General features: G+C 67.3%; 16 protein-coding genes. 3 read left to right on the top strand and 13 right to left on the bottom strand.

Annotated elements, in window-relative coordinates:
* Positions 1-52 precede the first annotated feature (52 nt).
* Together EEB18_RS22005 and EEB18_RS22000 are read left to right on the top strand one after the other, a co-directional pair.
* Entirely contained in the window at positions 53-1,006 is a 954-nt protein-coding gene (locus EEB18_RS22005; RefSeq protein ID WP_187138811.1) for a TauD/TfdA dioxygenase family protein, read from the top strand.
* A 127-nt stretch (positions 1,007-1,133) separates the two neighbouring features.
* Positions 1,134-2,783 carry an arylsulfatase gene (locus EEB18_RS22000; RefSeq protein WP_187138810.1) on the top strand — a complete coding sequence of 550 codons (1,650 nt, stop codon included), beginning with the start codon at positions 1,134-1,136 and terminating at the stop codon, positions 2,781-2,783.
* Here EEB18_RS22000 and cobA read toward each other — a convergent pair.
* The 9 genes from cobA to EEB18_RS21955 form a co-directional block, all read right to left on the bottom strand.
* Positions 2,771-3,559, bottom strand: a complete 789-nt coding sequence (gene cobA, locus EEB18_RS21995; RefSeq protein WP_187138809.1) for a uroporphyrinogen-III C-methyltransferase — start codon at positions 3,557-3,559, stop codon at positions 2,771-2,773. The genes EEB18_RS22000 and cobA overlap by 13 nt on opposite strands.
* Positions 3,549-6,137 (bottom strand): nitrate reductase, encoded by a 2,589-nt coding sequence (locus EEB18_RS21990; RefSeq protein WP_187138808.1) that lies wholly within the window; start codon positions 6,135-6,137, stop codon positions 3,549-3,551. The genes cobA and EEB18_RS21990 overlap by 11 nt, the downstream gene beginning before the upstream one ends.
* Positions 6,138-6,294: 157 nt before the next feature.
* Positions 6,295-6,636: a nitrite reductase small subunit NirD gene (nirD, locus tag EEB18_RS21985; RefSeq protein WP_187138807.1), complete on the bottom strand. Its 342-nt coding sequence runs from the start codon at positions 6,634-6,636 to the stop codon at positions 6,295-6,297.
* On the bottom strand, positions 6,633-9,110 hold the full coding sequence (nirB, locus tag EEB18_RS21980; RefSeq protein ID WP_187138806.1) for a nitrite reductase large subunit NirB: 2,478 nt from the start codon (positions 9,108-9,110) through the stop codon (positions 6,633-6,635). The genes nirD and nirB overlap by 4 nt, the downstream gene beginning before the upstream one ends.
* Positions 9,110-10,312, bottom strand: coding sequence for a hypothetical protein (locus EEB18_RS21975; protein WP_187138805.1), 1,203 nt, complete (start codon positions 10,310-10,312; stop codon positions 9,110-9,112). Before EEB18_RS21975 ends, nirB begins: the two co-directional genes overlap by 1 nt.
* Positions 10,313-10,315: 3 nt before the next feature.
* Positions 10,316-11,551, bottom strand: coding sequence for a nitrate/nitrite transporter (locus EEB18_RS21970; protein ID WP_187138804.1), 1,236 nt, complete (start codon positions 11,549-11,551; stop codon positions 10,316-10,318).
* A 246-nt stretch (positions 11,552-11,797) separates the two neighbouring features.
* Positions 11,798-13,009, bottom strand: coding sequence for an ABC transporter substrate-binding protein (locus EEB18_RS21965; protein ID WP_187138803.1), 1,212 nt, complete (start codon positions 13,007-13,009; stop codon positions 11,798-11,800).
* Positions 13,006-13,587 (bottom strand): ANTAR domain-containing response regulator, encoded by a 582-nt coding sequence (locus EEB18_RS21960; protein WP_187138802.1) that lies wholly within the window; start codon positions 13,585-13,587, stop codon positions 13,006-13,008. The genes EEB18_RS21965 and EEB18_RS21960 overlap by 4 nt, the downstream gene beginning before the upstream one ends.
* Positions 13,588-13,781: 194 nt before the next feature.
* Positions 13,782-16,808, bottom strand: coding sequence for a TonB-dependent receptor plug domain-containing protein (locus EEB18_RS21955; protein ID WP_222943130.1), 3,027 nt, complete (start codon positions 16,806-16,808; stop codon positions 13,782-13,784).
* A 402-nt stretch (positions 16,809-17,210) separates the two neighbouring features.
* On the opposite strand from EEB18_RS21955, the gene EEB18_RS21950 reads away from it, so the two are divergent.
* Positions 17,211-19,598, top strand: a complete 2,388-nt coding sequence (locus EEB18_RS21950) for a penicillin acylase family protein (RefSeq protein WP_187138801.1) — start codon at positions 17,211-17,213, stop codon at positions 19,596-19,598.
* Here EEB18_RS21950 and dacB read toward each other — a convergent pair.
* Genes dacB through EEB18_RS21930 form a run of 4 tightly spaced genes read right to left on the bottom strand, consistent with a single transcriptional unit; the run spans position 19,595 to position 24,847 of the window.
* Entirely contained in the window at positions 19,595-21,067 is a 1,473-nt protein-coding gene (gene dacB / locus EEB18_RS21945; protein WP_262408037.1) for a D-alanyl-D-alanine carboxypeptidase/D-alanyl-D-alanine-endopeptidase, read from the bottom strand. The two genes, EEB18_RS21950 and dacB, sit on opposite strands and share 4 nt — an antisense overlap.
* Entirely contained in the window at positions 21,064-22,092 is a 1,029-nt protein-coding gene (locus tag EEB18_RS21940) for a serine hydrolase domain-containing protein (protein ID WP_187138800.1), read from the bottom strand. Before EEB18_RS21940 ends, dacB begins: the two co-directional genes overlap by 4 nt.
* Complete coding sequence (locus tag EEB18_RS21935) at positions 22,089-23,594, bottom strand: permease (RefSeq protein ID WP_187138799.1); 1,506 nt, start codon at positions 23,592-23,594, stop codon at positions 22,089-22,091. The genes EEB18_RS21940 and EEB18_RS21935 overlap by 4 nt, the downstream gene beginning before the upstream one ends.
* On the bottom strand, positions 23,591-24,847 hold the full coding sequence (locus EEB18_RS21930; protein ID WP_056348058.1) for a dicarboxylate/amino acid:cation symporter: 1,257 nt from the start codon (positions 24,845-24,847) through the stop codon (positions 23,591-23,593). The genes EEB18_RS21935 and EEB18_RS21930 overlap by 4 nt, the downstream gene beginning before the upstream one ends.
* Positions 24,848-24,867: the final 20 nt, after the last annotated feature.

The following is a 24,867-nucleotide window of genomic DNA, read 5'->3' as shown; positions in this document are numbered from 1 at the left end:
GATCCCGCCCTTCCCGGATAGCCTGCCGTCCAACCCCCAAAGGAGACTGATCATGACGGACCTTCACAACAGCTACGCCAATGCTCGCGACAAGAAAATCGACCTCGACGTCACGCCCGTGACCGGCACCATCGGCGCCGTCGTCAACGGCGTCCAGCTTTCGGGCGATCTGCCCGCCACGACGGTGCAGGCGATCCAGGCAGCGCTGGTGCGCCACAAGGTGCTCTTCTTTCGCGACCAGCAGCATCTCACCGATCAGGAGCATGAGGATTTCGCCGCATCGCTCGGCGATCCGGTCGCCCATCCGACGGTGCCGGTCGCCGACGGGTCGCGTTACCTGCTCGAACTCGACAGCAAGGAAGGTTATGCGGCGTCGAGCTGGCACACCGACGTGACCTTCGTCGAGGCCTATCCCAAGGCGTCGATCCTGCGGGCGCTGACCATCCCCGAAGCCGGCGGCGACACGTTGTGGGCCAATGGCGAGACCGCCTATGAAGGGCTTCCCGAGACGCTGCGCCAGCTCGTCAACACGCTGTGGGCGACGCACACCAACCTCTACGACTATGCGGCGATCCTGCAGAGCGCCCCCGACGGCGAAAGCGCCGCCAAGCGCATCAAGGACCATCGCAACGTCTTTGCCTCGACGGTCTATGAAACCGAGCATCCGGTGGTCCGCGTCCACCCGGTCAGCGGCCAGCGCAGCCTGTTGCTCGGGCATTTCGTCAAGCAGTTCGTCGGGTTGAATGGGGCGGATTCGGCGCGGCTCTTCGCGATTCTGCAGGACCATATCACCAAGCCCGAGAATGTCGTGCGCTGGCGCTGGCGCGAAGGCGACGTCGCCATCTGGGACAATCAGGCGACCCAGCACCGCGCCGTTGCCGACTTCGGGTTGCAACGCCGCACGCTGCGCCGCGCGACGATCGCGGGCGACACCCCTGTCGCGATCGACGGCCGCACCAGCCGGACGGTGCGCAAGGAAAAGGCGGTACAATACGAACCGGCCTGACGCATCATGGGCCGGCGCCCATGCTCTCCTCTCCCATCCTGCGACTGCGCCGATCCTGTCTGCGGTGCGCCCGGGTTCCATTCGCCCGGGCGCACCGCCCCTTTGTTTCGATCGAACGGACGCCAACATGATCCGCCGCTTTCTCGTTCTCGCCTTGACCCTTGTGACCATCGGCGTGCCGTTTTCCGCCACGGCCACCGAGCGCCGTCCCAATTTCCTCGTCATCGTCGCCGACGACCTTGGCTATTCGGACCTCGGGGCCTTTGGCGGCGAGATCAGGACGCCGCATCTCGACAGACTGGCGCTCGCGGGCATTCGCCTCGCCGGTTTTCACACCGCGCCGACTTGCTCGCCGACACGTTCGATGCTGCTTTCGGGCACCGACAACCACCTCGCCGGCCTTGGCACGATGGCCGAGATGATCCGCCCCAACCAGAAGGATCAACCGGGATATGAAGGCTATTTGCGCAGCGATGTCGCGACCTTGGCCGAGCGGCTTTCGGCTGGCGGTTATCAGACGCTCTTTTCGGGCAAATGGCACCTTGGCCTGACCGCTGAGCAGGATCCGCACGCCCGCGGTTTCGCGCGCAGCTTCGCCTTGCTGCAGGGCGGGCACAATCATTTCGGGACCGACGCCGATCCGGAAAAGGGGGGCCGGGCGACCTATACCGAACAAGGAGAGCGACTGACGCGCCTGCCGCAGGATTTCTATTCGAGCGACTATTTCGCGACGCGGCTGGTCGATTTTCTCGGTGAGCGGCCAGCGGCAGGACAGGGCGAGCGCCCCTTCTTCGCCTATCTGGCCTTCACCGCGCCGCATTGGCCGCTGCAGGCGCCGCCCGAGGATATCGCCCGCTACAAGGGGCGGTACGACGAAGGTTTCGATGTGCTGCGCGAACGGCGCCTCGCGCGCCAACGCGAACTCGGCATATTGGCGCCCGGCGTTGCGGCCCACACGCCGCGCAACCGCGACGGCAGCTGGGACTCGCTGACCGCCGGGCAGCAACGCCTCGCCGCGCGCAACATGGAAATCTATGCCGCAATGGTCGACCGGCTCGACCAGAATGTCGGCCGCGTGATCGAGGCTTTGCGCGCCGCGGGCGAACTCGACAATACGGTGATCATCTTCCTCGCCGACAATGGCGCCGAGGCGCTCGACGTCGAGACTACCGGCGCCGAAATGCTGGCAGGTGCGCTGAAAGGCGCCGACAACGGCTTCGCCAATCGCGGCACGGCGACCTCCTATCTCACCTATGGCGCCGGTTGGGCCCAGGCTGCGACCGCGCCTTCCTGGCTCACAAAGGGCTATCAAAGCGAAGGCGGCACGCGCGCCGTGGCTTTCGTCAGCGGGTTCGACATTCCCCGGCGGGACGGCGCCGCGACCGAATATCAATCGGTCGCCGATATCGCGCCGACCGTGCTCGAACTTGCCGGGGTCGATGCAACGGCGACGAGGGTCGGCGATCGCACGGTCCGCCCGATCACCGGCCGGTCGTGGGCCCGCTGGCTGCGCGACCCCCGGGTCCCTGTCTATGGTCCCGACGATGGCGTGGGCGCCGAACTGTTCGGATCGCGCGCTTATCGTCGCGGCGAGTGGAAACTCACCGACATCGGCGACGGGACCTGGCGCCTGTTCAATATTGCCCGCGATCCCGGGGAAACCCGCGACCTGTCGCTCGCCGAGCCCGAACGCCGGACCGAATTGGTGGAGGCCTGGGTAAGCTATGCAAAAACGGTTGGCGTCATCCTTCCCGATTCCGTCCCTTACCGGCCGTAGGTCACCTCGGTTTCGGCGATCGGGGCTGGGTGCGGGGACGGTGCCTTGCCGACCGCTTCGCCGACGAGGATTAGCGTCGGCGCGTCGGCGGCCAGCGCGCGGGTCGCGAGCGCGAGAAGATCGAGGCGCGTCGCGATCAGCATTTCGTCGGGAAGGCTGACGTTGCAGACGACCAGCACCGGGGTCGCGGCGGGCATTTCGGCATCGACCAATCCGCGCGCGATTTCGCCCGCGGCTTCGCGCCCCATATAGAAGGCGAGGGTGGTGCCTTCCGCAGCGAGCGCCGGCCAGTCGAGATCGAGCGCTGCGCCGCGGCGGCTGTGTGCCGTCACGAAATGGACGTCGCGCGCCACGCCGCGCAGTGAGAGCGACACGCCCGCCGAGGCGGCGGCGGCGCTGGCGGCGGTGATGCCCGGACAGACATGGACGACATGCCCGGCGCCGCGCAGCGCCGTCATTTCCTCCGCCGACCGGCCGAACAGCGACGGATCGCCGCCCTTCAGCCGCACGACCCGCTTGCGCGCCGCCGCGGCGGCGACGAGCATCGCGTCGATCGTCTGCTGGTCCTTCGAATGGCGACCCGATCGCTTGCCGACCCCGACGCGTTCGATATGCGGCGGGATAAGGGCAAGAATGTCCGGGCCGACCAATGCATCGTAAAAGACAATGTCCGCCGCCGCGATCAACCGAACCGCTTTCATCGTCAGCAGCTCGGGGTCGCCGGGACCGGCGCCGACAAGCCAGACCGCGCCGGGGGCGAAATCGTCAGGCGGCATTACTGGTCTCCTCGGTCAGGATGCGCGCGAGCGCGGGGCGGCACGATCCGCAATTGGTGCCGGCGCCAATCGCGGCGCCGATCGCCGCGACCTCGGCCAGGCCCTGGTCGCGGATGGCGCCGACGATCGTCTTGAGCCCGATGTCGAAACAGACGCAGATGATCGGGCCGCGGTCGGCCTGCATTCCCGGCGCGCGGCCGGCGAGCAGGGTGGGGGCGACCTCGGGCGCGGACAGCTGGGCGATCAGCCAGTCGCGCGGCGGCAATTCGCCGCTCTCGGTGACGAACAGCGCGCCGGCGAGGCGGCCGTTTGCGGCGATCGCGATGCGCCGCGTGCCGCGCGCGGCGTCCTGCGCCTCGATGCGTTCGCCCTTGGGGAGCAGCGCTTCGATGCTCTTGAGGTCGCCATTACCCGCGACCTCCCACAGCACGCCGGAAGACACCGCGACGCGCGTCGCCCACAGGCAGCGCGGGGTCTCACTAAGCTCGCGCGCGAGCAGGAGGAAGCCCCGCCATTTGGGGGCGACCGCGGCGATCGATGCGGGGGTGCGCTTGAACCCCGGCTGGCCCGACACGGGATCGACGAGCGGGCGGGGGAGCAGGCCGGTGCGGCCGCCGCTCGCGGTGCGGTCGGTCCAGTGGATCGGCACGAACAGCTCGCCGGGGCGCTGGCCGGGGTAGAAGGCGACGCGGTAGAGGCTGTCGCCCTGCGGGGTTTCGATGCGCGCGAGGCCGCCGTCGGCGAGGCCGAGGCGCGCGCCGTCGTCGGGGTGGACCTCGACGAGCGGCTCCTCGCGGTGACGCGCGAGTTTAGGCGCGAGGCCGGTGCGCGTCATCGTGTGCCACTGATCACGATATCGCCCCGTATTGAGCGTCAGCGGCCATTTGGCGAGCGGTTCGGGCAGCGGCTTTTGCGCGACGGGAACGAGGCGTGCGCGGCCGTCGTCGGTCGAAAAGCGTCCATCGGCAAAGGGATGTTCGCCGCCCCAGCGAAAGGGCCGCATATCGTCATACGCGGCATTGCCTCCCTGAGCCGCGCCGGGCAGGGCGAACAGCCGCGCGCCGTCGTTGTCGTAATTCGAAAGGCGGCAATGCTCGCGCCAGATGTCGGCGGCGCGGTCATAGGCGAAGGCGTTTTTCCACCCCATCCGCCGCGCGACCTCCTTGACGATCCACCAGTCGGGCATCGCTTCGCCGGGCAGCGGAAACAGCGCGCGCTGGCGGCTGATCGTGCGATCGCTGTTGGTGACGGTCCCGTCCTTTTCACCCCACGCCGCGGCAGGCAGGCGGACGTGCGCGAAGGCCCCGGTGTCGGTCTTTTCGATCACGTCGCTGACGACGACGAAGGGGCAGGCGGCCAGCGCTTCGCGCACGCGGTTCGCGTCGGGCATCGACACCGCGGGGTTGGTCGCCATCACCCACAAAGCCTTGATCCGGCCTTCGCCGACGGCGCGGAACAGATCCACCGCCTTCAATCCGGGTTTTTCGGCGATCGTCGGCGCGGCCCAGAAACGTTGGACACGCGCACGGTTTTCGGGCGCGAAGTCCATATGCGCCGCGAGCGTCGAGGCGAGTCCGCCGACTTCGCGCCCGCCCATCGCATTGGGCTGGCCGGTGATCGAGAAGGGCGCGGCACCGGGCTTGCCGATGCGCCCCGTCGCGAGATGGAGGTTGAGGATCGCGTTGACCTGGTCGGTTCCGGCGGTCGCCTGGTTGATCCCCTGGCTGAACATCGTGACGCTACGCGGCGTTGCGGCGAACAGCTCATAGAAACGCCTGAGGTCGGCGGCCAGCACGTCGCATGTCCGTGCCACCGACCACAGGTCGTTCCCCTCTCCAAGCTGGTCCCAAAATTCGGCGGGTACCGCGACATGCGCGGCGAGATAGTCTTCGTCGACGACGCCGGCTTCGCGGCAATGCTGGAGCAGCCCGTTCATCAGCGCGACGTCGCTGCCGGGGCGGATGGCGAGGTGCAGGTCGGCTTCCTCGGCGGTCTCGGTGCGCCGCGGGTCGATGACGACGAGCTTGGCGCCCGCCTCGCAGCGCGCGCGGATGCGCTGGTAGACGATCGGGTGGCACCAGGCGGTGTTCGACCCGACGAGCACGAACAGGTCGGCGGCGTCGAGATCGTCATAGGTGGCGGGGACGATGTCCTCGCCGAAGGCGCGCGTGTGGCCCGCGACGGCGCTCGACATGCAAAGGCGTGAATTGGTGTCGATGTTCGCGGTGCCGATGAAGCCCTTCATCAGCTTGTTCGCGACATAATAATCCTCGGTGAGCAGTTGGCCCGAGACGTAGAAGGCGACGCTGCCGGGGCCGTGGCGCGCGATCGTCTCCTTGAAGCGCTTGGCGACGAGGTCGAGCGCCTTGTCCCAGCTCGCGCGCTTGTTGCCGATCATCGGGTGGAGCAGGCGGCCTTCGAGGCCGACGGTTTCGCCGAGATGCGTGCCCTTCGAGCAGAGCTTGCCCCGATTGGCGGGATGATCGGGGTCGCCGGCGATCTCGACCGTGCGCTCGCCGGTCACCGTCGCGCGGATGCCGCAGCCGACGCCGCAGTAGGCGCAGGTGGTGCGGATCATCTAAGCCCCTCCCCTTCAGGGGAGGGGTTGGGGTGGGGTCTCGCGAGATTGCACAAGGCCGCGAGACTCCACCCCGCTCGACTGAAGGCCCGGCTGACGCCGGACCAAGTCTCGCTGCCCCTCCCCTGAAGGGGAGGGGTTTTCGTTTCGCCACCCCTCACGCCGCGGCCTTCAGCGTGCTCGCTCGGCAGATGAGCACGCGGCCTGCGTCGATCTTGACCGGCACCGTCGGGGTACAGCCCTTGTCCTCGCCGAGCGCTTCGCCGGTCGACAGCGAAATCCGCCAATTGTGCAGCGGGCAGGCGACCGCACCGCCATGGACGATGCCTTGCGACAGCCGTCCATGCTTGTGCGGGCAGCGGTCGAGCAGCGCGAAGACCTTGCCCTCGGCGGTGCGGAAGACCGCGATGTCGCCGCCGCCCTCGACCTGCACCGTGCGGCTGCCGCGCACGGGGATCTGGTCGACCCAGCCGATGTCGAGCCATTCAGCGGTGGTCATGCAAAAGCCTCCTGCGGGGTGAAGCGCGCCATCGGCGCATGATGTTCGGCCTCGGCACCCTCGGCGCGCTGTGCCCAGGGGTCATCCTGCGAAAAGCTTTGCGAATAGAGGAAGCGCGCGCGCAGCGCTTCGCGGCCGGGTTCGTCGTCGACGATGCGTGCGACGATATGCGCCAGCCCGACGCGCTCGATCCATGGCGCGGTGCGTTCGAGGTAGCGCGCTTCCTCGCGGTAGAGCTGGATGAACGCCGCGCAATGGTCCATCGCCTCCTGCTCGGTCGCGACCTTGCAGAGCAGGTCGGTGGCGCGGACATGGATGCCGCCGTTGCCGCCGACATGCAGTTCGTAGCCGCTGTCGACGCAGACGATGCCGAAATCCTTGATCGTCGCCTCGGCGCAGTTGCGCGGGCAGCCCGACACCGCGATCTTGAACTTGTGCGGCATCCAGCTGCCCCAGCTCATCCGTTCGATCTTGACGCCTAGCCCGGTCGAATCCCGCGTGCCGAAGCGGCACCATTCGGAGCCGACGCAGGTCTTCACCGTGCGCAGCGCCTTGCCATAGGCGTGGCCCGAGACCATCCCGGCGGCGTTGAGGTCGGCCCAGACCGCGGGCAGGTCTTCCTTCTTGATCCCGAAGATGTCGAGCCGCTGGCCGCCGGTGACCTTGACCATCGGCGCGTTGAACTTCTCGACCACATCGGCGATCGCGCGCAGCTCGCGCGGGTTGGTGAGTCCGCCCCACATGCGCGGGACGACCGAGTAGGTGCCGTCCTTCTGGATATTCGCGTGCAGCCGCTCGTTGACGAAGCGGCTCTGCTGGTCGTCGACATAGTCGCCGGGCAGCGCACAGAGCAGATAATAATTGAGCGCGGGGCGGCACGACGAGCAGCCGTCGGGGGTGGTCCAGTGCAGTTTCTGCATCACCTCGGGGATCGAGCGCATCGCTTGCGCGACGATTTCGCGGCGCACATCGTCGTGACCGAAGCTGGTGCATTTGCAGATCGTCTTCGGCCCGGCTTTGACCTCGTCGCCCAATGTCAGCGCGAGCAGGTTTTCGACGAGGCTGGTGCAAGACCCGCAGCTTGCCGAGGCCTTGCAGGTGCCGCGCACCGCGTCGAGGCTATGCGCGCCCTTGGCGATGCACGACACGACCTGGCCCTTGGTAACGCCGTTGCAGCCGCAAATCTCGGCATCGTCCGAGAGCGCCGCAACGGCCGCCTTAGGGTCCGCCGCGCCTCCTCCCGAGGCGAAGGCCTGACCGAAGATCAAAAGGTCCCGGAGGTTGGAGACGTCTTCCTGGCGTTTGAGCAGGTCGAAATACCAGTTGCCGTCGGCGGTATCTCCGTAGAGGACCGCGCCGACGATGCGGTCGTCCCTGACGATCACGCGCTTGTAGACGCCGCGGCTCGCGTCGCGGAGGACAATGTCCTCGCATCCGTCGCCGCCCGAGAAATCGCCCGCCGAAAACACGTCGATGCCCGACACCTTGAGCTTGGTCGAGGTCGCCGATCCGCGATAGCCGCTGGGTTTCTCGACGAGGCCGTCGGCGAGGCTGCGGCACATGTCCCACAGCGGCGCGACGAGGCCATAGACCTGTCCGTCATGCTCGACGCATTCGCCAACCGCGAGCACGGCGGGGTCGCTGGTCACCATATGATCGTCGACCTGGATGCCGCGCCCGACCGCGAGGCCGGCGTCGCGGGCGAGGGCGACCGAGGGGCGGATGCCGACCGCCATGACGACGAGGCTGGCGGGGATCAGCGTACCGTCCTTGAGTCGCACGCCTTCGACCCTGCCGTCGCCGACGATCTCGGCGGTGTCGGCGCCGGTCAGGATCGTCTGGCCGCGCGCTTCGAGCGCGTTCTTGAGCAGCCAGCCGGCGGCTTCGTCGAGCTGGCGCTCCATCAAGGTCGGCATCAGGTGGATGACGGTGACCTTCATGCCGCGCAAGCTGAGGCCATGCGCGGCTTCGAGCCCGAGCAGACCGCCACCGATCACCACCGCGTCGCCGCCGGCATCGGCGGCGGCGAGCATCGTGTCGACATCGTCCATGTCGCGAAAGGCGATCACGCCGGGCAGGTCCTTGCCTGGCACGGGGATGATGAAGGGATCGGAGCCGGTCGCGATCAGCAGCCGGTCGTAGGTCTCGCTGAGTCCACTGCGCGTCGTCACCGTTTTCGCGGCGCGGTCGATCGCCGCGACGGGATCGCCCGCGGCGAGTGCGATGCCATTGTCGGTGTACCATGCGGCGTCGTTGATCACGATGTCGTCGAAGCATTTCTCGCCCGCGAGGACGGGGGAGAGCATGATGCGGTTGTAATTGACGCGCGGTTCGGCGCCGAAGATCGTGACGCGGTAGCGGGTGGGATCGCGCGCGAGCAGTTCCTCGACCGCGCGGCAGCCGGCCATGCCGTTGCCGATGACGACGAGATGCTCGCGCGTGTCGGCGTCGGGTTTGAGGGGGCGGTGTTCCATCAGAGCATCCAGTCCAGTTGCAGCCAGAATTTGTCGGTGTCGGTGGCAAGAGTGCGCGCGTCATAATGCGCGTAGCGGGCGGAGGCGGTGAATTTGCCGAGCTTGGCGCTCGCCAGCAGGTCGATCTCGTCGCCATAGGAGCGGCTGGCCCGGTCGCTGCGATAGTCGTGGTACACCGCTTGCAGCGTCACCGCCTTGAGCGGCCCCACGGCCTGCCAGCCCCAGCCGGCGCTCGCATAAAGGTCGCGCACGCCATCGGGCGGGTTGGCGAGGAATTTGTCCGCCCAGCCCTGGAATTTGAACCCGGTGGCGAGCGGGGTCTGGAAGCTGGTGAGGGCAATTCCGTTGTCGGCGCCGAGTATTTCATAGCCGACGCCGACCCGGGGGCCGCCAAGATCGACCGCGACATCGGCGAGCCAATAGTCGGCGGAATAATCATTGGGGTTGCGGTGCCAGTCGGACTGGCGCGCATAGCTCAGCTGATAGGCTATCTTCGCCTTGCCGAGCTTCTGGCTGCCGTCGAGCCGCACGCCATAGCTCTGGCTTGACATGCGGAAGCCCTGCATCGCGGCCTCGTCCTGATCGACAAGATAGGCGAAGGCGACGGCCTTGCCGACCGGGGTCGCGACGCTGAAATTGGCGAAGAGATTGTCGCCCGACACCGCCTGTTGCCGCGCGCCGACGCCGTCGATGCCCCAGATGGTGCGCACGCTCCATGCATAGGTCAGGTCGGCCTTGACGCCCTTGGCCGGGGTGATTTCGGCGCGGACCGCGTCGAAGCTCTGCCCGTTCTGGCGGAAAGGCACCGCGCCGACGAAACGCTCGTCGTCGAGCGCGACCCGCTGGCGCCCCGCGGTGAGGCCGAAGGTCGGTGAGGCGTAGCGGAGCTGGGCGCGGGCGAGGGCGATATTCTCGGGATCCGCCACCAGCGGCCGCGTCGCGGCGCCGTGGAGACCGTCGAAATAATCGTCGACGAGGGCGAGATTGCCCTGGCCTTCGACGAGCGCCGACCAGCGCCCGGACTTCGCCTCGACCCCGGCGCGGACGCGCAGGGTCAGGGCGTCGGCTTCGGCGGCGAGGCCGTCCTGGTCGACGCTCTCGTAACGGAGCCGGGCCTCGCCGAGCGGCTTGAGGGTGACGTCCTGGGCGTGCGCCACCCCGGCCGGCGCGAGCGCCAGCAGGATGAAAAGGGTGCGGGTCATGATTTAGATCCGCACGCCTTCGGCCGCGCCCCAGGTCGCACGCCACTGGCCCTTGACGAAGATCAGCCCGACCAGCGCGACGACCGCGAGTCCCGCGAAGATGTAGAAGCCGGGGCCGAAGCTGCCGCTCCACTGCTTGGCGAAGCCCAAGGAGGAGGCGAGGTAGAAGCCGCCGACGCCGCCCGCCATGCCGACGAGCCCGGTCATCACCCCGATCTCGGCCGAGAAGCGCTGCGGCACGAGCTGGAAGACCGAGCCGTTGCCGGTGCCGAGCGCGAGCATCGCGATGACGAACAGGGTGAGTGCGGCGGGCAGGGTTGCGGCCTGCGGCACCCCGGCGAGCGCCAGCGCGGCGACGACGAACACCATCATTAGGGCCTTCACGCCGCCGATCCGGTCGGCGAGCGCGCCGCCCATCGGGCGCACCAGCGATCCGGCGAACACACAGGCCCCGGTGCAATAGCCCGCCATCACCGGGGTCAGGTGGAACTGGTCGGTGAAATAGATGGGAAGCGAGGCGGCGAGCCCGACGAAACCGCCGAAGGTCACCGAATAAAAGGCCATCAGCCACCAAGCGTCGGCGGTCTTGAGCGGTTCGAAATAATCGACCAGCTTCTTCGGCGCGGGCGCGTTTGGCGCGTCCTTCGCCATTGCGAGATAGACGAAGAAGACGATCGTCAGCGGGATGCAGGCGAGGCCGAGCACCGCGTTCCAGCCGAACAGCTTGGCGAGGCCGGGGGCGAAGAGCGCGGCGAGCACGGTGCCCGAATTGCCCATGCCGGCGAAGCCCATCGCCTTGCCCTGATGCTCGGGCGGGTACCAGCGGCTCGCGAGGGGGAGGGCGATCGCGAAGCTCGCGCCGGCGAAGCCGAGGATCACGCCGAGCGCTAGGGTGCCGGCGAAGCTGTGGACCCCCATGGCCCAGGCGGTGAATAGCCCGGCGATGACGATGAGCTGGCTGATCGCGCCCGAGCGCTTCGGCCCGATGCGGTCGACGAGCAGGCCGTTGACGACGCGCAGAAGCGCCCCTGCCAGCGTCGGCACCGCGACCATGAGTCCCTTTTGCGCGGGGCTGAGGCCGAGGTCTTCGGAAATCGCGGGGGCGAGGGGGCCGAGCATCACCCAGACCATGAAGGCGAGGTCGAAATAGAGAAAGGCGGCGACCAAAGTCGGCCAGTGACCGCTGGTCCAGAAATTCGATTTGGGCCCCGTTCCGCTGCCCCCGCTGATCGTCGTCATCGTCCGTCCCCTTATGTGACGGGCAATAAAAAAGCCGCCAGGACGGCGGCCACGCGGGCGCATCCTGACGGCTTCATTGCCTGTTGGATTATGGGGAAAGGCTCCCCATGTGCCGCGCGGGCCAGCCCCCTCGTTGGAGCCGTCGCCGCTTTATCCTGCCCCGGCAGCCTTGCCGAGTGGGTTTAAGCTGCCTGATTCGCGACGTTCCCGCAAGCGTTATTTCGCAAGTGCAGCATAAAATAAAAGCTACGGCAATTCAGCGAGATAGGCCTCGATATCGTCGGGATCGAAGGCGCGGCCGTCGAAAAATCGGTCGCTGCCGAGCATCAGGCGGCCCTGCGTCGAGCCGGCGCCGATCGGCTCGTCGAGCCCGCCTTCGAGCTTCGAACTGGCTCCCGGGAGCGGGGCGCCCGAGCCCGCCAGCGCGGCGCGATAGATGTCGGGACGGAAGACCGCCGCCGCAGTCGCGGCATCGCCGGGCGCAAAGCCGATATCGTCCCAGCGAACCATCTGCGAATAGAGCCAGGCGGCCTGGCTGCGCCAGGGGAAGTTGGCGGCCTCGCGATACTGGAACATGAAATCGGCATAATGGATCGGCGCGCCGCCGGGCTCGACGCGGACGCGGTCGGTAATCGCGCGCAACACCGCATCGCGCGAGGCATCGAGATATTCGGGGCGCGCGAGAATGTCGGCGCTCTCCTCCGCGGTACGGGGCGCGACGAAATGGGCGGCGGCGGCGTGCAGCGCGCGGAGCAACGCTTCGACCGCGTCGCGGCGTTCGTCGATGGTCTCCTCGCGCATCGCGAGCACCTTTTCGACGCCGCGGCGCCAGATTTGCGCGGTCGCCAGCGCGATATGGCCGACGCCGCGGTCGACGGCGATCGAGTTCCACGGCTCGCCGACGCAGATGCCGTCGACCTCGCCCGCCGCGAGCGCATCGGCGGCGAAGGGCGGGCTGGTGACGACGATCTCGACGTCGCTGTCGGGACGCACGCCGACCCCGGCGAGCCAGTAGCGGAGCATGTAATTGTGGCTTGAATAGCGGTGGACGACCCCGAAGCGCAGCGGCTTGCCCGCCGCCTTGCGCGTCGCCGCGACGGTCCGGAGCGCGGCACCGATCGCCGCCGGATCGCCGAGCGCCCCGCCAAGCCCGACGGCGCGGGCGAGCGCGGTCGAAAAGGTGACCGCATTGCCGTTGAGGCCGAGGACGAAGGGGACGGCAAGCGGCACCGCCGGGCGGTCGCGCCCGAGCGCGGTGGCGATCGCGAGCGGCGCGATCATGTGCGCGGCATCGGTATGGCCGTAGAGCAACCGGTCGCGCACCGTCGCCCAGGTCATGTCGCGCACCAGCTCGATCGCCACGCCTTCGCGCGCCGCGAAGCCCAGTTCGTGCGCGAGGATCGGCAGCGCGGCGTCGACGAGCGGCAGGAAGCCGATACGGAAGCGCTCGGCGGTCATTCCATGTCTCCCATCAGCGCTTCGCTGGTCACGATGGCTTCGGCGATTTCCGAAATCCGGCGGTTGGTGCGCATCGCCTGCCCACGCAGCAGCGCATAGGCGGCGGGCTCGTCCACCTCGCGACGCTTCATCAGGATCGCCTTGGCCTTGTCGATCACCGCGCGTTCGGCGAGCGCGTTCTTGGCATCGTCGAGTTCGCGCTGGAGCCGCGAGAAGGCCTGGAAGCGGCGGACGGCAAGCTCGACAACGGGCTTGATCCTTTGCTTCGACAGGCCGTCGACGACATAGGCCGAGACGCCGGCATCGATCGCCGCGCCCGTCACCTCGGCATCGCTCTGGTCGACGAACATCGCGATCGGGCGCGCAAGCGCGCGCGACATCGCGAAGAAATCCTCAAGCAGGTCACGGCTGGGATTTTCGAGGTTGATCAGGACAACCTCGGGCTTCGCGGCCTCGACCTGCGCGACGAGCGGCCCGGCGGGATCGATCAGCACCAGATCGTCGAGTCCGGCCTCGCGCAGGCCATCCGAGATGATCGCGGCGCGCGTCGTGCTGGTGTCGATGATCGCGATCCTCATGGCCGCGCCTTTACGGTGCGGCGTTCGAATTCGCCAGAGCTAAGCCGATATGGCGACATATAGACGCTGTATCATGGCCGATATGCGGAGTTTTCGAACCTGCGCTTTGGTTTCGCGCCGCGTCAAGGTCTCCACATCGACCAAAAAAAAGGGGAGCAACGCCGGCTCCCCTTTCTCCCTTGGTTGGATGCGCGTCAGTCCAGCTTGAACCGGACGCCGACGCGGTAGGTACGACCCAGCAGGTCCGAAAAGGTGCTGTTCGCCGCGAGGCCCGTTTCGGGCAGCAGCAGCGGGTTGGCATCGAACAGATTGGTGACGTTGAAGAAGAACTCCGCCTCCGATGCGTTGCCGACCTTGATCTTCTGAGTCAGGTTGAGGTCGACGTAGAACGTCCCTTTGACGCGGTTGTTGTCATAGGTCGGGTTCTGGCTGGTCGAGGTCGGGCAGCCGCTTGTGCATTCGATCGCGTTCGCCAGATATTTGCCCGAGCTGACGCCGCGACCGGTCACGGTGCCCGAGAAGGTCGGGGTCGAATAATTGGCGTTGGCGCGGAAGATCCACTTCGGTGTACTCGCCTGACCGCCGTTCGCCCCCACCGTGTTGACCGGCGTGGTCCCGGCGATGCCCGTTTCCGCCAGATTCTCGATGTAGCGCGTCGCGGTCCCTTTCAGCGTGATACTGCTGCTTTCACCCACGGGCAGGCGATAGGCGGCGTCGAAGTCGATGCCGCGCACCAGCCGGCGCACATAGTTGAAGGGCTGGGTACGGATCAGCAGATAAGGCACCGTCGGGGTCGAGCGCGTCGGATCGGTGGTGATCGCGTCGCAGAACGCCTGGACCCCCTCGTCGCAGCGGTTGACCACTTCCTGCGCGCTGATGGTGTCGATCGCATCCTGCAGGTTGATACGGAAATAATCGACCGATGCGCTGAAGCCCGGCAGGAAGCGCGGCGTGATCACGCCGCCGATGTTCCACGAATCGGCCTTTTCGGGTTCCAGCGCGAGGTTGCCCGTCGTCAGGCCCGAATAGGGAAAGAATTGTGGACCACTGTTCGGATCGGCCGAATTGAACTTGGGATTGCGTACCGAATCGCTGTTCGCGGTGCCGGCCTGGAACAACTCGTTCAGGTTCGGCGCGCGAATGTCGCGCGACCGCGTCACGCGGAGGCGGATGTCCTCGATTGGCGCCCAGGTCGCGCCGAGTTTCCAGGTGGTGACATAACCCGACGTCGAATAATCGGTCGCGCGCACCGCGCCGTTGAATTCGAGGCCGAAACCCAGCGGGATCAGCGTTTCGAGATAGGCTTCCTTCACATTATAGCTGCCCTTGAACGGCAGATAGTTGCCGACCGACCAGGCGTTGCGGAATCCGGGCCGGCCATTGGCGTCGACCGTCGCGATCGGCTGGAACTCCGTCGGCACGCTGCCGCGGATCTTCTCTTCGCGATATTCGCCGCCGATCGCGATGCTGACGTCGCCCGCCCAGGTGGCGAAGGGCGTCAGCGACAGGTTGGCGCCCGTGACATATTGTTCGAGCACTTGCTTGCGGAACGGATCGCCGAGCACATAGTCGATCGCCGCCGGATTGGCGACGCCGATGCCAAGGCGATTGAGCGGCACGCAGGTCGGGTCATTGTTGGTGGTGTCGGTGTCGACGTTGATCAGGCACTGGATCGATCCGACGGCGTAGCCGCCCGCATTGCCGGCGGGCGCAAACGCCGCATTCGTCGCATTCGCCATGCGCGTGACATGCATGATGTTACGCAGCTGTTCGCGCACATCCGAGCGGCCATATTGGCCGAAGATGTCCCAGCGTGCCGCCTTGCCGAAGGCGTCGAACTCGCCCTCGGCACCGACGACGTAGCGTTGGACCTGGCGCTTGTTGTTGATGCCGCGGAACGGCAGGTCGGCCGCGGTGGTCGTGATGCTGATGCTGTTGACGCCGGTGAGCCGTGCCGCGCCCAGCGTCTGCAGGGCGAAGGCGTTGCAGGTGGTCGGGACCGGGATGGTCGTGCAACCGACGGTGTTGAGAGTCGCCGATCCCAGGTTGGGGCCGGCGTTGAAGAAGACTTCCTGCTTGTTGTACGACCCTTCGGCGAACAGCGTGAGGCCATCCGATACGTCGAAGCTGGTGCGGCCATAGACGCCCCAGCGGTCGTCCTTTGGCGCGAGGCCGATGCGGCGGCCCGAATCGTTGACACGCCAGTCTCCGCCGACCGTGCGCGTGACGGGGGAGCCAGTGCCGTTGGTGTTCAGCACCGGCGAGTTGAACGACCCATATTGAAACGGGATGACCTGGCCGTTCTGGCCGAAATAATTACCGCGCAAAGCATTGGTCGAGGTCCCGGTCGATGCGGTGATGAAGCCGCCGGGGGCCTGATTGGTCTGACCGGCATTCTCGCGGAAGGTGATGAAGGCGGGCTGGCCATTGGTCGTCGTATATGCGGGGTTGGCAATGGCCAGATAGCCCTTGTGGTTCCACGGCCGATCCCCGGGGTCGATTTCGTAGATGCCGTCCTGATGTGCGATTTCGGCGTTGAAGACGATATGCCCGCGGCCGTCGGCGAAGGAGGTGCCGCCAGCGACGCTGCCCGAATAGTTGAAGCCGTCGCCCTTGTCGGTGAGCCCTATGTCGCCGCTGATGCGCAGCCCCTCCATCTTCTTGTTGAGGATGAAGTTCACCACGCCGGTGACGGCGTCCGAACCATAGGCCGACGATGCGCCGCCGGTCACCAGTTCGACGCGCTCGATCAGCGCCTGCGGGATAGTGTTGATATCAACCCAGCCGAAGATCGTCGAACCGACCGACCGGCGGCCATCGACGAGGACCAGCACGCGGCTCTCGCCCAGGTTGCGCAGGTTGAGCGCGTTAATGCCCGCCGAGCCGTTGGAGATGTTGAGGCGCGAGTTGCCGGGCTTCGTCGATCCGGCGAGTTGCGGCAGCTGGTTGACGAAGTCGGCGATGTTGTTCGACGGCGAGGTGTTCTGGATATCTTCCTTCGTCAGCACGATCACCGGGGTGGGGGCCTGGAACCCGTCGCGGGCGATGCGCGAGCCGGTGACGACGATCTGCTCGCTGGGGGCCGCTTCGCCGCTGTTCGGCGTGGCGGTGGTCTCCTGTGCCAACGCCGGCGCGCTGTGAACCAGCGCCAGCGCGGTCATCACCGCGCCGAAGCGGCATGTACGGCCCAGCGGCCGACGAATTCGTCCAAGATCACGCATGTTAACAAGTCCCCTTAATTGCCCAAAGGCTACGCCGCACACCGCCAGTGCGTGCCGCGGCTAGCCCTATTGTCCCACCTGACCGCGTGGCGGGCTCTTGGCTCCGCCTTCTTATGTTTTCGTGATATTCATCGTATCGGCCCGGCTATCGCCGCGTTCGAGGTGCGCGGATAGACCGTTCCGTGACGGAGAGGTTACAGGGTGGTTACCGCCGGTCAACCGCTTCGCGATTACCCTAGCGATATGGACCTATAGCCCCAAGGCATGGCGTCGCCGAAATCGATGAAGGCCGGGCGCGGAATAGCTTGCAGTTATAGGGCGCGGTCCGCTTGCTATGGCATGGCCGCACTCCGCTGCGATAGGGTCGCCTCGTCATCTTCAATCCTTATCGGGGAGGCTCTGTTGATCCAGCGCCGTGCGTTTCTGCTGGCTTCGGTTGCGCTTGTCGCGCTGCCCGGAACCCTTTTGGCGAAACCCGGGGTCAAGGACGGCAAGCGCGCGCGCACCGTCAGGCTGTTCGGCGCGCGGGCGCCGGTCGAGGTCATCGAAGACGAACTGGGCGTGCCGCACGTCCGCGCCGCTTCGTTGCACGACGCTTTCTTCGGGCAGGGGTATCTGGTCGCGCGCGACCGCCTGTTCCAGATCGACATGGAGCATCGCCGCGACATGGGCCGGATGGCCGAGGCGTTCGGACCGCGCTTCGTCGCCGCCGATCGTGCGGCGCGGCTGTTCCTCTATCGCGGCGATATCGACGCCGAGCTGGCGGCGCTGTCGCCCGATGTGCTCGAATGCGCGAGGGGCTATGTTGCCGGGGTCAACGCCCGGATCGACGAGCTGGCGGCCAATCCGGCGGAATTGCCGCTCGAATATGGCATTCTCGGGATCAGCCCGCTGCGCTGGGACATCGGCGATCTGGTGCGCAATCGCGGCATCAGCATGGGCGACGCCGACGACGAGGTGCGCCGGGCGCAGCTCCACGCGCGCGGACTGCTCGACGCCGACCAACTGATGGCACCGCTGCGTCCGGCGTGGTCCTTCACCGTACCCGAGGGGCTCGATACCGCGGCGGTGAGTAATGCCGACCTTGGCCTGCTCGACCCCGCCAACCGTCCGGGGGGCTTCGAACCGCTGCAGGAGGCGCGCTTCGACCCCGAAACGCGCTGGGGCGACCGCTTCGCGCTCGGCAGCAACGCCTGGACGATCGCACCGTCGCGCAGCGCCACCGGCCGGCCGATCCTCGCCAACGACCCGCATCTGGGCATCGGTCGCGCCAGCCCGCGTCACATGTGCCATCTGTCGGCGCCGGGCCTCGACGTCATCGGCGCCGGCGCGCCGGGGCTGCCGGGCATCATGCAGGGGCACACCGACCGCTTCGCCTTTGGTCGCACCAATTTCCACATCGACCAGACCGACCTGTTCATCCTGCGCACGAAGGAGGGCGATCCCGGCCGATATTGGCACAAGGGCGCGTGGCGGGAATTCGAGACGTTCGAAGACGAGATCGCGGTCAAGGGTGCGCCGTCCGAGCGCGTGACGCTGCGCTACGCAGCGGGACGCCCGATCGTGTCGGAGGACGCGGCGCGGGGGCGGGCGGTCGCCTTTGCCACCGTCAGCATGCTGCCGGGCGCGAACATGCGGTTCGCGATCATCGCAATCAACTTATCGAAGGACTGGGCGTCGCTGCGCCAGGCGTTCAAGCTGCACGTATCGCCGACCAACCTTCACTATGCCGACATCGACGGTAACACCGGCTGGCAGACGATCGGGTTCACCCCGCGCCGCCCCAAGCACGACGGGCTGTTTCCCGCGCCGGGCGATGGCGATTTCGACTGGACGGGAATTCTGCCTGTCGAGGATATGCCGCATGTCTATAACCCGCGCGAGGGCTGGTTCGCGTCGGCCAACCAGATGAACCTTCCGGCGGACTACCCCTATCGCGAGCGGGTCATCAGCTTCGGCTGGAGCGACCCTTTTCGCTATGATCGCATCGTCGAGGTGCTGCGCGGGCAGCCGAAGCATGCGATCGCGGACAGCGTCGCGCTCCAGCACGATGTCCAGTCTTTGCCCGCGCGTGCGCTGTTGAAGCTGCTTCCGGCCAATCCCTCGGCGGACGCCGCGCCGGCGGTCGCGCTGCTCCGACGCTGGGATTGCGGGATCGAGGCGGACAGCGCCGCCGCGCTGCTGTACGAAATGGTGATGCCGGCGCTGTCGACGGCCTTTTACGACCGGGCTGTGCCGGCGGCGGCGCGCGAGTTGATCCCGTCGGTGAACCTCGCCGAAATGCTGGGCATTCTTGCGTCGCCGGACAAGCGTCTGGGCGACAACCCTGCCAACGCGCGCGACGCGCTCATCGACGGGGCGCTGGCCGTGGGATGGAAGAAGGCGGTCGAAGTCGGCGGAGCCGACCCCGCCGGCTGGCGGTGGGGCGATCTGCACCGCGTGTCGATCGAACATCCGCTCACCGCGTCGAACCGGGCGATTGCCGCCGCCTTCCCCAAGATCGAGGGTGGCCGCTCGGGCGGAGACGGAACGACGCCGATGGCGCGCGGCTTCAATCCTCGGCGCGGCTTCGATGTGACGCATGGCGCTAGCTATTTGTTCGTCGCCGACGTCGGCGCGTGGGACAACAGCCGCTTCCTGCTGTTGCCCGGCCAGTCGGCCGATCCGCGCTCGCCGCGCTACCGCGACTTCTATCCCAAATGGCTCGCGGGCGAGATGCAGCCTTTGTGGTTTAGCAAGGCGGCGATCGACCGTCATGCCTCCACACGGCTGGTCCTCGCGCCCGCCTAGAGCGCTTCGGCGATCGCGACGAGGGCGCGGTCGACTGCGGCGGTGGCCTGGCTGTCCAGTTCGTCGGGTATGTCGTTCGCCAGCGCGGAGAAGATGAGCGTCTTGCCGCTGCGTGTTACGAGGTAGCCCGACACGGCGCGCGAGGCGTTGAGCGATCCGGTCTTGGCGAATAATTTGCCCTCGAGGATCGTGTCCTTGAAGCGGTTCTGCAGCGTGCCGTCGCGCCCGGCGATCGGCAGCGTTTCGCGCCACGCCATGCTCCACGGCTGGCGCGATATCCAGCTCAAGAGGTCGACCGCGCCGCGCGGGGTGATGCGGTTGTAACTCGACATGCCCGACCCGTCGGCGAAGAAATAGCTGGTGGCGGGGAGGCCCGCTTCGCCCATGACCTTGCGCATCACAGCCTGACCGTCGGCGATCGAACCGCTGCCGGCTTGCCGCGCGACGCGGCGCAGCATCAGTTCGGTGTGGAGATTCTGGCTCTCCTTGTTGATCCGGATCATATTCTCGGCGAGCGACGGCGCGGGCAATTCGGCGAGCATCGCGGGTTCGCCGGGCAGCGCGACCGGCGCACCGTCGCGGGTCTTGGGATCGTCGGCGGTGGTCAGCGGGCGGTGGCGGGCCGCGATGTCGCCGTCGACGCGTACCCCGCGCGCGCGCAGCAACTCGCTGAAGCGCCAGGCGGCATAGTGCGCCGGATCGTCGATGCCGTAGCGCAGCGTCATCGGCGCGGCCTCGGCGCCGATGGTGCCGGTCAGGCGCAGGATGCGGCTGTTAGGTATCCGGTCGGCGGCGACCTTGTCCTCCTTGCCCGCGACGGTCGTGACGTGATTTTCGATGCTGTAATAGCCCGGGGCCTGAATGGTGGGCGCCACACCCGGCGCGCCCGGTGCGAGTTTGACCACCAGTTCATTGTCGTCGAGCGTCAGCGCCGAAATGCCGGTGCCGTAACGCGACTGGATATTGTTCCAGCTCATCCCCGGGCTCCAGCGTTCGTCGGGGAACCAGCTGTCGTCGCCGACGATGTTGCGGACATGGCGCGTCTTCGCGGCGACCGCGTCGGCGAGCGTCTGGAGGCAATCGGTCTTGCAGTCGTCGGCGCTGGAAAGCACCGCGTCGCCGCGGCCATGAAGCACGACGTCGACCTTGCCATCGGCGGCCGTTTCGAGCCTTACGCCCGTGCCTTTTGCGGTCTGCTGGAGCAGAGGCAGTTCGGCATAGGCGATGGCGGTCGTGAACATCTTGGTGTTCGACGCCGGAATGAAGCGCTGGTCGGGGGCGATCGACACGAGCGTTTCGCCGTCGAGCGTCGTGACGAGCAGGCCGTAGCGCGTGCCGGTGGGACCCGTGGCGAGCGTCTGTTCGACGGTGGTGAGCAGCGGTGCGGCCGGTGCCGTCTGGGCGTGGACCGTGGCGAGCGACAGCGCGAGGGCGGAGGCGAGGGCGAAGCTCTTGATCGTCATTTTCATCGGTTTGTCCGTTCGTCCCATGCAGTGATGAGGGCATTGCCCGTGGCGGCGCGTAGCGCCACTATGCCGCTGTCGAAATGGCGGGTCGGATGGACCCGGTTGGTGAGCAGGGTCCAGGCGAGGCCGCGCTCGAAATCGATCCAGAGGCCGGTGCCGGTGAAGCCGGTGTGTCCGATCGTTTCGGCCGAACAGGCGTCGCCGCCGTGCCAGCCGGCAAAGGCGCGCTCCCATCCGCAGGTCCGGTGGTTTTCGCCCGCCGTGCGGATCTCCGCCATCATCGCGGGCGACAGGACTTCGCCGCGCAGCATCGCGGCCGCGAAGCCCAGCACGCCGTCGACGGTGCCGAACAGCCCGGCATGGCCGGGCGCTCCGCCAAGGGCATAGGCGTTTTCGTCGTGGACCTCGCCCTTCATCACGCGGCCGCGCCAGCTGCAATGCTCGGTCGCGACCGCCGGGCCGGGCGGCGGGCCAAAAGCCAGTGCTTCGCCCAGCGGCCAGGCGGAGAGGGGCGCGCCGGTGATCCGCTCGATCGCGATGCCGAGCAGGATGAAATTGATGTCCGAATAGACCGGCGGCCCGTGGCGCCATTCGCGCTGGAGGACGAAGGCGCGCAGCCGCGCGGGGTCGTCGCCATAGGTATAGATCGGCTCGACCGCGGGCAGGAAGCTGCGGTGCATCAGGCAGTCACGGAAGGTCAGCCGGCGCTCGGCGGCGCCCGCGACGTCATATTGGCGCAGGTCGGGGATCGCGTCGGTCAGCGCGCGATCGAGATCGAGCCGGCCCTGTTCGGCGAGGGTCAGGATGATCGTCGTCGTTGCGATGACCTTGCTCAGCGAGGCGAGGTCGAACCAGTGGTCGCGGGTCAGCGTCTCGCGGTCGGGAACGAGCGCGGCCATGCCCGTAAGGCGCACGGCGGTGCGGCCGTCGGCATCGACGACGCCGAGCGCCGCGCCGGGGATGCGGCCGCTTTCGACGGCTTCAAGGGCGGGCGCAACGCCCGCGTCGCAGATGGCCTGCAGCGTCATGTCGCCGCGCGCGCCTTCACGCGGACGATGACCGGCAACAGGAAGATCGCGGCGAAGCTCAGCGCCCCCGACAGCAGGAAAAAGCCGTCATAGCCGATCTGCGTCTGCATCGACCCCGATGCACCCGCGAGCAGGCGTGGCAGCAGAAAGGCGAAGCCGGAGAGCAGCGCATATTGTGCCGCCGGATGGGCCGGGCTGACCAGCATCGACAGATAGATGACGAACACCGCACCCGCGAAACCATTGCCGAACTGGTCGATCGCAACCGAGGTATAGAGGATGAAGGACGATGGCTCGCTGTGCCACAACCAGACATAGATCCAGTTGCCCGCCGCCGCCGTTACCGCGCCGATGCCCAGCGTCCAGCCGAGCGACAGCCGGGTCGACAGAAGGCCGCCGAGCGCGACCCCGGCCATGCTCGCCGAGAGCGCGACGACGCCGTCGGCAAAACCGATCTGTTCGAGGCTGTAGCCCGCTTCGTTCCACAGCGGGTGCGACAGGGTGAGCGTCAGCACGTCGCCCATGCGATAGAGCGAGACAAAGGCGAGCACCGCGAGCACCGCATAGCCATAGCGCCAGAACAGTTCGACATAGGGGGCGGCAAAACCCGATTTGCCCGCGAGCGCATCCGCGCTGAGGCGATTGATGCGGGGGAGCGCGAGTGCGAGCAGGACGAAGGGGAGCAGGGCGACGGCGAGGACGACCGGGGTGACATTGGTCTTGGCCGAGATGCCCGCGCCTTCGGCGGCTGATAGCAGCAGCCAGCCGGCGGCCGCCGTGACGAGCGCCGCGACAAGCAGGATCAGGAGGCTGGCGCCGATGCCGGCGAGGAGCGCCGGCACGCGGCCGGTCGCGCCGTCGCGTTCGGCGCGCATCGCGGCGAGGATCGGAAAGGGCAGGAAGGCGGCGAAGGCGATGACCAGATAGGCTATCGTCCAGTCGGCACGCGCCGCGACGAGGATCGCGCCGCTGCCCGCCGCGACCATCGCGCTGCGATAGCCCCACAGATTGGCGGCGACGATCGGCGCCTGTTCGGCCTGCGTCGGCGCAAGCTCGATGCGCCAGCCGTCGGCGGCGACCTCTAATGTCGTCGTCCAGAAGGCGAGCAGGACTGCGAACAAGGCGGTCAGCGGCAGGCTCTTGTCGTTCGAGGTGAAGGCCATGGCGACCATCGCGGTGAAGATGCCGAGTTGCGACAACATGATCCACCCGCGCCGTCGCCCCCAGAAGCGCGCAAAGCCGGGCACGTCATAGCGCTCGACCAACGGCGCCCACAGGAATTTGAAGGTCGGCAGCAGCGCGATCCAGGCGAAGAAACCTATGATGACGATGTCGACGCCGTGTTTCGACAGGCGAAGCGTAAGCACCGCGTTGAACATGTAGAAGGGCAGCCCGGCGGCAAAGCCGAGCAGCAGGTAGAGGCCGAACAGACGCCGTGCGGAGGGCCTGGCGGGTAAGGGGAGCCCTTCGATCGGGCTGCCGGCCGCGAGCGTCGTCGTCATGGCGGGGGTCTTGTGTCAGCGGGCGGTGGTGTCTCGTCCGCCTTCTCCCAGCGCGCGACGATGGTGGTGACGGTCAGGTTAGCGCTCGCACTCGCGACGGTGCGCGTCATGTCGAGCAGGCGGTCGAAGGGCAGGACGAAGCCGACGACGAGCGCGGTCTGTTCGGGCGACACGCCGACCGCCGAAAGCACCGCAGCGAGCATGAACAGCGAGGCCGAGGGGATCGGCGCGGTGCCGAAGGCCGCGAGTGCGCCGGTGAGCAGGACGACGAGCAGCATCTGCAGGTCGGGCTCGACCCCCACCGCCTGTAACGCGAAGATGCTGAGCAGGCCGACGTACATGGCAGTGCCGTCCTTGCCGATGCTGGCGCCGATGGGCAGGACGGTCTTGGCGACGCCGGGTGCGATCTTCAGATCCTCGAGCGCGATACGCAGCGCCACGGGCAGGGTGGCGGCGGAGGAGGCGGTCGAGAAGGCGACCGCGAGGGCATCGACGATCGTGCGGTAGAAGAGCAGCACGGGCCGCCGCGCGACGAGGACGAGCAGCGGTATGTGCACGAGCAGGATTTGCAGCAGTACGCCGACGGCGACCCCCACCGCGAGCCAGCCGATGTTGGCGAAGACCGCGACGCCGTTATCGGCGACGGCCTTGGCGATCAGCGCGAGGACGCCGAACGGCGTGACCTCCATGACGATCCGCACGACGTGGAACAGGGCCTTGCCTGCCGATTGCAGCAGGTCGGCCATCGGCTTCCCCTCGTCGCCGGCGAGGATGACGCCGAAGCCGAAGAGGATCGAGAAGAAGATGATCGCCAGCATGTCGCCGTCGACCAGCGACTGGACGATGTTGGTGGGGATGATGCCGACAAGCTGGTCGTGCAGCGACTTGGGTTCGCCCAGCGCATGCGGGACCGCGCCGGCAAGCGCGGCGCCCTTTCCGGGTTCAAGCAACAGGCCGACGATGATGCCGATCGACACCGCGAAAAAGGTCGTCGCCGCGAACATCCCGACGGTGCGTGCGCCGACCGATCCCAGCTTGCGCGGGTCGGCGAGCGCAGTGACCCCCGATGCGATGCTGATGAAGACGATCGGGACGACGAGCATCCGGATCAGCCGGACGAAGAGTTCGCCGACGATGGCGATCGCTCCAGTCGCGGCGGGCCAGACGAGTCCCAGCACCACGCCGATCGCGAGCGCGCCAAGCACCCTTTGCCACAGCGGCACCGCGACCCAGCGGCGAAGCAGTCCCGTCATTCGCCCCTGTGCCCCGATCC

The organism is Sphingopyxis sp. OPL5 (assembly GCF_003797775.2).
Classification (GTDB): domain Bacteria; phylum Pseudomonadota; class Alphaproteobacteria; order Sphingomonadales; family Sphingomonadaceae; genus Sphingopyxis.
The sequence above is the reverse complement of the archived record's forward strand: the minus strand, read 5'-3'. Positions and strand labels throughout refer to the sequence as shown.